Origin of the sequence: Pseudomonas sp. AM8 (assembly GCF_036346475.1) — a bacterium.
In the GTDB taxonomy this organism is placed as follows: Bacteria; Pseudomonadota; Gammaproteobacteria; order Pseudomonadales; family Pseudomonadaceae; genus Aquipseudomonas; species Aquipseudomonas marginalis.
Genome location: NZ_JAOTNX010000030.1, coordinates 1 through 8,168 on the forward strand (window position 1 = coordinate 1; position 8,168 = coordinate 8,168).

13 protein-coding genes are annotated in these 8,168 nt (G+C 58.1%); 1 reads left to right on the top strand and 12 read right to left on the bottom strand.

Features of this window, described 5'->3' with window-relative positions; all coding sequences use genetic code 11:
• Window positions 1-264: 264 nt before the first annotated feature.
• The 11 genes from V3W40_RS34365 to V3W40_RS34415 form a co-directional block, all read right to left on the bottom strand.
• Complete coding sequence (locus V3W40_RS34365; RefSeq protein WP_330216522.1) at window positions 265-828, bottom strand: hypothetical protein; 564 nt, start codon at window positions 826-828, stop codon at window positions 265-267.
• Between the two features lie 3 nt (window positions 829-831).
• On the bottom strand, window positions 832-1,152 hold the full coding sequence (locus V3W40_RS34370) for a hypothetical protein (RefSeq protein ID WP_330216523.1): 321 nt from the start codon (window positions 1,150-1,152) through the stop codon (window positions 832-834).
• A 207-nt stretch (window positions 1,153-1,359) separates the two neighbouring features.
• The gene (locus V3W40_RS34375; RefSeq protein ID WP_330216524.1) at window positions 1,360-2,640 is read right to left on the bottom strand and encodes a tyrosine-type recombinase/integrase; all 1,281 of its coding nucleotides are present in this window, start codon (window positions 2,638-2,640) and stop codon (window positions 1,360-1,362) included.
• Complete coding sequence (locus tag V3W40_RS34380; RefSeq protein WP_330216525.1) at window positions 2,637-3,068, bottom strand: VRR-NUC domain-containing protein; 432 nt, start codon at window positions 3,066-3,068, stop codon at window positions 2,637-2,639. Before V3W40_RS34380 ends, V3W40_RS34375 begins: the two co-directional genes overlap by 4 nt.
• Window positions 3,065-3,469 (bottom strand): hypothetical protein, encoded by a 405-nt coding sequence (locus V3W40_RS34385; RefSeq protein WP_330216526.1) that lies wholly within the window; start codon window positions 3,467-3,469, stop codon window positions 3,065-3,067. Before V3W40_RS34385 ends, V3W40_RS34380 begins: the two co-directional genes overlap by 4 nt.
• Window positions 3,466-3,762 (bottom strand): DUF1364 domain-containing protein, encoded by a 297-nt coding sequence (locus tag V3W40_RS34390; protein WP_330216527.1) that lies wholly within the window; start codon window positions 3,760-3,762, stop codon window positions 3,466-3,468. The genes V3W40_RS34385 and V3W40_RS34390 overlap by 4 nt, the downstream gene beginning before the upstream one ends.
• Window positions 3,759-4,511, bottom strand: a complete 753-nt coding sequence (locus V3W40_RS34395) for a replication protein P (protein ID WP_330216528.1) — start codon at window positions 4,509-4,511, stop codon at window positions 3,759-3,761. The genes V3W40_RS34390 and V3W40_RS34395 overlap by 4 nt, the downstream gene beginning before the upstream one ends.
• A 17-nt stretch (window positions 4,512-4,528) precedes the next feature.
• A complete protein-coding gene (locus tag V3W40_RS34400) occupies window positions 4,529-5,278 on the bottom strand; it encodes a DnaT-like ssDNA-binding domain-containing protein (RefSeq protein WP_330216529.1) in 750 nt (249 codons plus the stop codon).
• Window positions 5,278-5,979 (bottom strand): phage antirepressor KilAC domain-containing protein, encoded by a 702-nt coding sequence (locus V3W40_RS34405; protein WP_330216530.1) that lies wholly within the window; start codon window positions 5,977-5,979, stop codon window positions 5,278-5,280. The genes V3W40_RS34400 and V3W40_RS34405 overlap by 1 nt, the downstream gene beginning before the upstream one ends.
• 70 nt (window positions 5,980-6,049) lie before the next feature.
• Window positions 6,050-6,472, bottom strand: a complete 423-nt coding sequence (locus V3W40_RS34410) for a phage regulatory CII family protein (protein ID WP_330216531.1) — start codon at window positions 6,470-6,472, stop codon at window positions 6,050-6,052.
• A gap of 83 nt (window positions 6,473-6,555) precedes the next feature.
• A complete protein-coding gene (locus tag V3W40_RS34415; protein WP_044275252.1) occupies window positions 6,556-6,735 on the bottom strand; it encodes a Cro/CI family transcriptional regulator in 180 nt (59 codons plus the stop codon).
• Window positions 6,736-6,823: 88 nt separating this feature from the next.
• On the opposite strand from V3W40_RS34415, the gene V3W40_RS34420 reads away from it, so the two are divergent.
• Window positions 6,824-7,672: an XRE family transcriptional regulator gene (locus tag V3W40_RS34420; protein WP_330216532.1), complete on the top strand. Its 849-nt coding sequence runs from the start codon at window positions 6,824-6,826 to the stop codon at window positions 7,670-7,672.
• A gap of 50 nt (window positions 7,673-7,722) precedes the next feature.
• Here the strand turns inward: V3W40_RS34420 and V3W40_RS34425 are convergent, their stop codons facing one another.
• Window positions 7,723-8,040 carry a DUF1654 domain-containing protein gene (locus V3W40_RS34425; RefSeq protein WP_330216533.1) on the bottom strand — a complete coding sequence of 106 codons (318 nt, stop codon included), beginning with the start codon at window positions 8,038-8,040 and terminating at the stop codon, window positions 7,723-7,725.
• Between the last annotated feature and the right edge of the window lie 128 nt (window positions 8,041-8,168).

Genomic DNA, 8,168 nt, shown 5'->3' on the forward strand with positions numbered 1-8,168 from the left:
TGGGCCCACGTGTCTGGCTTGTCTGGCATGGGTGGCATCCGGATTTCCTCCCTCTCGGGGAGATTGATAAATCCGGCCCCATCAGCACTCCCGGCCATAGCAACGGGTGTGGTGGAGCCGAAAACGAAAAAGCCCCGGCGAATGCCGAGGCTCAATGAATTGCAGAAAGCAAAAAGCCCAGCAATGGGCTGGGCTTTAATCGTCGTCTCTCATACGCGCAAGATCGACATGATGGGGTTAATTTACGGCCAGTCGGCCATAGGGTCAAGCGGCATCTACAAAGATTTGCTCGCGGTCAAAGATGTCGGTCGCGTGAATCACGGCCAGCTCTTCGAGCTGCTCCAAACGCTTGTGGATTCCGCCTCGCCAGTTACGGCGCGTGCGCTCCGGGGATCCATCCAAATCCCAAGTGTTCATATCGTAGAACTCAGCGGGAAGCACGATCATGTCGGTAGAACGCTTGCCGACCTGAATGCCCTTCAGCTTCGGTATGGCCCAGGCGGTCAGCGCCTTGTAAATGAACAGGTGAGGCGCCGGAGACACCATCCGAGCTACCAGGCGGCCAATGGCATTCACCTTGTTCCCCTTGTGCGTCGAGTATTTGGCCACCAGAACGTCCCACTGAGCCGGGTCAAGCTGACGGTGCAGCAGTGCATATAGGCAGCAGTCGTAATCGAACTTGTCGCGCACTGACAACGTGCTGCCGGTGCCACCTTGACGCAGATCGGCGTCGATCAGCTTCTGCCAAGACTGCTTCGTGCTGTTGTCGATGTTGTCCGCTGCCAGCACCCGCACCAGGGTACCCATCACGTCTTTGTACATAGCCATGGATCAATCCCCTGTGAAGTTGGTGGCGCCTGGGCCGCGCCGGTTGTTCTCGTCGTACTGGGCGGCGGCGCCTGTCATCAGCGCGGGCCGCTTTAATTGTTCAATCTGACGGTCTGCGGCCTGCAGCCGGATGCTCAGCTGCGTCACCAGCACCTCCAGCGGCAGCGCATCGCCCGTTTCGGCGGTTACCCAGCCCGAGGCGTTGCACTGCACGCAGGCCAGTTCATGGAATACGCCTGTGATCACTGCCCGACCACGGCATGCCGGGCACTTGGCCAGATCGAGCATGGCGGCGCGAAATGCTGGGCCGTGGCTCTTTTTCATCGCGAACACCTCAAAAATCGTAGCCAAAGAGGCCGCGGACATACCGTGACAAGTTCGACGCGAAGCCGATCAGCACAACAGCCCAATAAGCGCCGTTAGCAAACCAGAAGCCGACCCAGAAAGCCGGAGGCACCAGGCTATGCATCTGGTAATAGCACTTCACTTTCCAGAACGCCTTTCTGAGGGATGTCATCTTTATGGCCATTTTTAAACCTCGCCTATGGTTGAATATTGATTGGCCTCGCAGGCCTTATGCTCTGTGGCTTTCAGCGAATTACCGGAATCTTCAAATCTAAAGCCGGTCAATCCGTGAATCGCTGCAAAGCCTTTCTGATCTAGATGCGCGTGCCACTGTTCGAGGGCATCACGCTTGCGGCTCATCACGTCCGACTGGATGTACACCTTCACGTTGTGGCCCATCGCGTGGTTGATCAGCAGCTCTCCAATCAAGTGGTCAATGCCGAGATCTGCCCAGCCAGTGCGCGCCACCTTGCGCAGGTCGTGACTTGTCCACTCGCCCTGCCCCAATCGGCGAAACACGGCGCAGCCCTGAGCCTCGCCCAGCGCCTTGCCGTTGCGCGCTGGGAACAGGCATTGGCCGTCATAGCCTCGGGCGTACTGACCTTCGCGGTACGATGTCAGCAGCGTGCACACCTGCTCCGTCAGGGGCAGGTGATGCTCTACACCGGTTTTCGTGTGCTCGGCCGGGATGAACCACTCACGCTCGGCCAGGCTGATGTGCGACCAGCGGGCCATCCGGGTTTCGCCGATCCGCGTGCCGTGACAGAGCATCATCAGCGCGAGCATCGAATCCAGCGGTGCAGTGGCCATGACGTCGGCTAGCTGCCCAAGCAGACCTTCCAACTGGACACCGCGCAGACGGGAAGGCTTGATGCCGACCTTCGCCTTGGAGAAGTCGTTGAACCGGATCGCCGCCATCGGGTTTGACGTGATCATCCCCAGCTTGGCCGCCTGCCGGAATGCCAGAGCCAGCAGCTGGAATGCCGAACGCACGTAGTCGATGGAGACCGTCTCCTGAAGCGGCCACATCAGCAAGGTGTCGAGTGCAGCCTTGTCGATGGCGATCAGCGGCAGCTCACCGAGACGCGGTTTCAGGTGGCACTTGATGATCGAGGCGCCGGTGTTCTTGCGCTTGCTCGACAGGTTGCGGTCGCGGGACATGCGATCACCGAACCAGTCGAGCAGCTCACCCACTGCGCTCCACTTCGACAGACTCGCCCCTTCGCCGGCGGCCAGACGCAGACGTATCGCCGGGAGCGCAGCGACCACCTGGGTATGAAAAAGCTCAGGGTAAGTGCCGATGTGGTTCCACTCCCCTTTCAGCACCAGGAACCATGAACCGCCGGTTCTGGCCTTATTGAAGCGCAGGTACAGGCCTTTGTTCTCAAGGTCGCGTAGATCCTGCGCTGCGCCGGCGGCCTGCCTCTTAATTTCGGCCTGGGTGATTTTCACTGCAGCCGTCGTCATGCAGCGACCCTCGTTTGTGGTTGAAGTAGGTAGGCGCGAATCGCCTCAATGGCGTCGAAGTGCCCACGGCAGACAATGGCCAGGTAACCCTGATCGGTCAGCGCCTGCAGGTAAGCGTCCTGGGCCGGGGAAACGGCGGCGTCATGCGGCGCGGTCGCCTTGAACTCGATGTACAGCCCGAAGTAACCGCCGCGGGCCATGGGAAGCACCAGGTCAGGAACGCCGGCCTTCACGCCCTGCTCTTTCAGCTTGATCGCCACCAGCTTGTGCCGGTGCCCACCGTTCGGGACGTGGTAGATCAGCTTGGCGGCAGCTGGATAGCGCAGCGTGATTTCCTTGATCAGGGCGGCCTGCTCCAGGCCTTCCCGGTCCACGGCCTTGGCCCGCGCCGGCTTCGGGCTGAATGGCTTCACAGTGAAAGGCCTCATTGCGCAGTCACCTTTTTTCCATCCGGCTGATGCCCGGGAGAGGTGCAAAAATCGAATGCCCAGCAGCCCTTCCCCCAAGTCCAAGGCTTCCATGTTTCCGCGAAAGGAACCCAGCGGCCGACCACATCACGAAAGCCTGTTCGGCTTCCGCATGAACCACACACCCGGCGGTGATCGAACGCGTTTTCGTGGCTCGCACCAAATGGGCAGTCGTGCACCGCTGAACAGTCCTTGCAGATCACCACGTTCTCGCAGGGGCCGGCGCGCTCTTTGAGGACAGTCATCTGCTCAAGGAGCCGGTAAAAGTTTGGCGTTGTCAGCGACGCCGCATCCATCCGGGGAGGGAAACCGATGCGCTTGAGTGCCTCAGCCTGAATTTCTATGTTGTCTTTCAGTTTCAAAGCTTCACCTTCCCTTCGCTTATCAGGATGTCCTGGGTGCGCATGACACCCTCGGCGAGGAATAGGCGGATCTCGTATTTGGTCAGCTCCCCAGGCGCACGCAGACGGCCGTCTGCGATGTCATGGCAATAGCCGCATGCCCAGGCCGCCTGGAAGTCGTTGGGCTTCATCCCCATTCCGCAGGTTCCAGCCAGCCGGTAGTGAGCCAAGACGGTGGTGGACGGTTCGCAGGAACAGCCGGGAAACCGAACTTGGCATTCGCGATCGCGAGCGGCATTGGTGAGTTTGCTCATTGGGAAACCCGCTTGCCGAACTTCGCCATCAACTGCTCGCGCGCGCTCCTGCCATCAGTGGGGATCCCCTGTAGTCGCATGGTCGCCAGTAAGCGTGCATCGCCATATTCCCGCGCCAGGTCCACTTCCGGCTTTTGCGAGTCGTGTCCAATTCCTGCCGCGATGTCTTCAAGTGGCTGGCCTTGGACCATCATGCGGATGGTGATGTCGTAAGCCCTGTCGAAAACCTTGCTGGCTTTCTCCGAGATCAGGTCTGCGAGGTTATGCATCTCACATTGGAGCGCGGCATGACGTACAGCGGGGTGCGACCACTGTCGGGAGGTTATTCGCGCGGGATGCAGATTCAGTAACGCTTCGCGAAACGCCTTGTCGTGAGAAGGAATCCCGAGCATTTCCGGTGTCGGCTGGCACAACGTGACGAACTTGCCGACGCTCGGCATGAAGTCAGTGCCCAGGGCCCGGCATCGCTCGATCCCAAAACGGATCTGCTCGATCTGATTAATGCCAGCGACGATGAACGCTTTGGTCCAGCTACGCTTTGCAGCGCCCAGCGCAACGTCGTTGGGCCAGGCCTGTTTCCAAGCCGGGAAGATCGCCTGAAGCTCTTTGAACAGCGCATTGACGACATCGACTGTACCCGGTGGAAGTGTCTTAGGAATGGTTGGTAGTGCTGGCGGTTGATATGAACCAATCGCGCTATGGATATCGTCTTTCGCGCCCACAGCGTCCAGCAGCTTCGCAGCACTCATGGGCCCCTTCGGCTTTTTCATAGGGCGCCGCCCATATCATCACCCCAGCCACGATCATCGAAGTCTGGTCCCGCCCCTGGGCGCTGAGGAAACTGCTTCACGTTCGAGCTGGCGGCTCGGTTCTTGTCGTTCAGCACCCACTTGACCAGCATCTGAACCCACTCAGCCTGAGTGTTCACTTGGCCGCGCGGCTCGTAGTGTGCGGTGAATGCGCGGCGCGCCTCTTCGGTGAACAGGTCTAGCGCTACGCCAGAGTGAACCGAGTAGGTCTTCAGCAGCTTGTCATCAGGATTCCAGTCGAGGGTCATTTCGCTGGGCATGCGAGGGTCAACGGAACCACGCGCAGAGAGAGGTTCTTTATTCTTCTCTACATCTTCTTTAGGTAACGCATCGCTAACGCTCGAAGCGTTACCTTTTGCGTTACTGGCCTTGTGGTTTGCCACGCGTTTAGCCGTTAGAAGCCTGTTTTTAGCGGTCTTGCCGTTGTGTCGATCAAAGTGCGGGAGGCTTATCACGCCTTGGGCCTCGATCATCCAGTCAACTGATTTCATGTGTTCACAGAAACCGATAACGCCAACCAGACGATCAAGTAACTTTTTGCTAACGCTCGGAGCGTTACCGTTTTCTGTTTGTTGGTCGAACCATCCCCACACACGCATCAGCTTGCCGACTACGGCATCTGGGTCGATGCCAGCCAGGTCAGCGATTTGGCAGACCTCAGGCTTGTCCAAGGTGGTGAGTTCGAATTTGATCCAGTCGCCGGCCATTACAAAGCCTCCTGAATGACTGTTGCGAGATGGGTAATGCCTTTGCGCGTGACCATGACCTGCTCAACCACCTTGAGGTCTTCCTCGGCGCCCTTTCCTACCGTGACCAGCTTGTGCTCGAGCAGGCCAGAGGTGAGGCGAGGCTGGTAGGCTGACCAGGCGGCGAAGGACGTGCGGCGATAGATCCAGCGGTTATCGCTGAGCCACTTGAAGAGCTTCAGCGGGCCGATGCCAAGTTGCTTGGCGGCCGAGGTGATGCAAATTGAGCCGTCGGTGGCGGACAGGCGCTCCAATGCTTGAACCTTTGGCGCCTGCTGCTGGATGACTTGGTGCAGCGAAGCGTTCTGCTTGGCTTGATCGGCGGCGAGCTGGAGGGCTTCGGCGAAATTGGAAGGCATCGATATGGTGTGTCGCGACACCTTTTCGAGTTCGCCAAGACGTGTCACGACACGATGGCGAAGCGGGATGCTGTACCCGGTCAGAAGCGTCTCGGTGAGCACGCGGTCAAGTTGGAACTCGGCGGTGTAACCCCGCCCGTCCTTCTCTTCCTGAAGATGGCGCAGATTTGCGCCATCCTTCTCCAGGGCTTCACGCATCACGCGGATGTCGCGGATGACATCCTTGTGTTGTTTGCCGGTGAGATCGGCGATCTCCCGGCTCGACATGCTGACCGTATTGCTTGGAGCAACAAGTGTGTTCATAATGGCCCCACAGTGTTTTACGTTTTGTTGAAAGGACCGCCCTGCCAGGCGGTTTTTTTATGCCTGCGATTCAGGCAGCCTTCAGCGATTCGCGCAGAATGTGCAGCGCTTCGATTGCTTCCTGAATGGCTTTCTCGCCCTGGGCTTTTTCGTGCTGGCTGATGTGGTTGTCAGCGGCGGCGTCGAAGATCAAGCGTCCGACATCCCCGCACTCGGCGGACAGATGCCCGAGAGCAACCATCAACGGCTTGGCTGCCGGCTTTTCGCGGGCTACCAGCTCGTAGCCGAACTTGTCAGCGAGGGAAATCAGCGCGCGCATGTCGCCGGTGTGCAGCAGAACGCCAAACAGATGCTCGATGGTCAGGTGGTGGGCCGAGTTATCCGGGTTCGAGCGCTGCAGCAGGCTCACGTGCGAGAGGCACATCTTCCCGGCCAGTTCTTCTGCCCCACTTTCCTTGATGGTGGTGTGGCAAGCCCTCAAGAAATCTTCCATTCGTAAAACCTCAAATTTGTTTCCGTGGTAGCGGCCGCCAGGTCCGGCGATCATTCGCTCAACAGATCAATGACAAGGACGCCTTATGCAGCAGTTTTCTTTTTGTCGGCCTTCAATTGGCCGTCGGTTACAAGTTCAAGCTGGTACTGACGTAGCTCAGGAATCTCCTCTCCCCACTGCCGGACTGCCTCGTATGTGATGCCGAGCGCTTTGGCGAGGGGGGCGATCCCTTTGAAATGGTTAATTGCGTCGGCACGGTTCATGGCTGACTCCTTTGGGTATACGGCAATTCAAGCATGCTTGTGTTTACTAAGCAAGCATGCTTGCCAAGCTAACTTGTAGATTGCTTGCATGAAAATTACTGATCGGATTGCGAAACTTGTCCTAGCGCGAAAGCCTGAGATCGGGCCGCGAGGGTTCAAAAGAGATATAGCGACCACCTGCGGGGTCAGCTACGAAGCTGTTCGTCAGTGGTTTGCCGGTGATACCGGCAACATAAAGAACGAAAACCTTGTCGCGATCGCTGAGGGCTATGACACGACGGTCGACTGGTTGCTGTCAGGCAAGGGTGAGCCGCCAAGCCGGAAGGTCGCGGAGGCTCCAAAAGCTGGCAATTATTCTTCGGCGGACCTGGTCACGCAGATGCTCGCGAAGCACGGCCGTGGCTTATCGGAAGAGGCGAGAGCGCGAATCGCCGAAGTGGTAGAAGAGGTGGCGCTCGAGTCGAAGTCGACCAATGTAGTGAAAGTCGACTTCACCAGGGCGGGCCAAGTCGGTGACGAGGTATGGATTGCCCACTACGACGTGCGCGCTGCGATGGGTGGCGGGCAGATCCCGCACGAATACCCAGAGATGCTTCAGGACATACGGGTCAGCCCCAAGCATCTGCGCGAGATGGGTGTCACGTTCAAAGAACACTTCCACCTCAAGATGATCACCGGCTGGGGACAATCGATGGCACCCACGATAAAGGATCGCGATCCCCTGCTCGTGGACATCACGATCCGGGAATTCACCGGCGATGGCATCTACCTCTTTTCCCACGACGAGATGCTGTACGTGAAGCGCTTGCAGAAGAAAGGCAAGGATCGCTTCAAGATGATCTCCGACAACAAGCATCACGACATCGAAGAAATCCGCGTGGATGACACCCACATATTGGCCCGTGTGCTGTACGTGTGGAACGGCCTTCCGGTATAAGACCATGCCCATCATCAAAGCCCGGCCAGCGCCGGGCTTTTTATTGCCTGCTAGAAAGGAGCCGCCTCTTCTTCCTGCTCAAACTCAGCCACGCCCCTCCCTGCTTCCTCAACCTCTTGCTGCTCCCACCTCACGGTCACGCTGCCGTCGTCATTGAGCGTCAGCTCAAGCTCGTCGGTTTCGGCGATCACCCCTAGAACCTCTTCCCACTCCCGATCACCATCAGTATCCAGGCGATGAATCGTTACCCAGCGCTGCGCCTGAGCTACTGGGTGATTGATCATTGACGAAACCCTCAAACCCAGCCGTTCCATGCCCGTCATTTCTGCCCGTGCCGAATCTGCTGGGGCTCCCTTCTGCTTAGCCATAACCACCTCCCTAGAGTGCTGTATATGCATACAGTAAGCAAAATAAACACAAGCGTGCTTGCATTCAATGCACAAGCATGCTTTTATAAATGCAAGCCGACTTGTGCTTCCAAGCAAGTACACGAGGC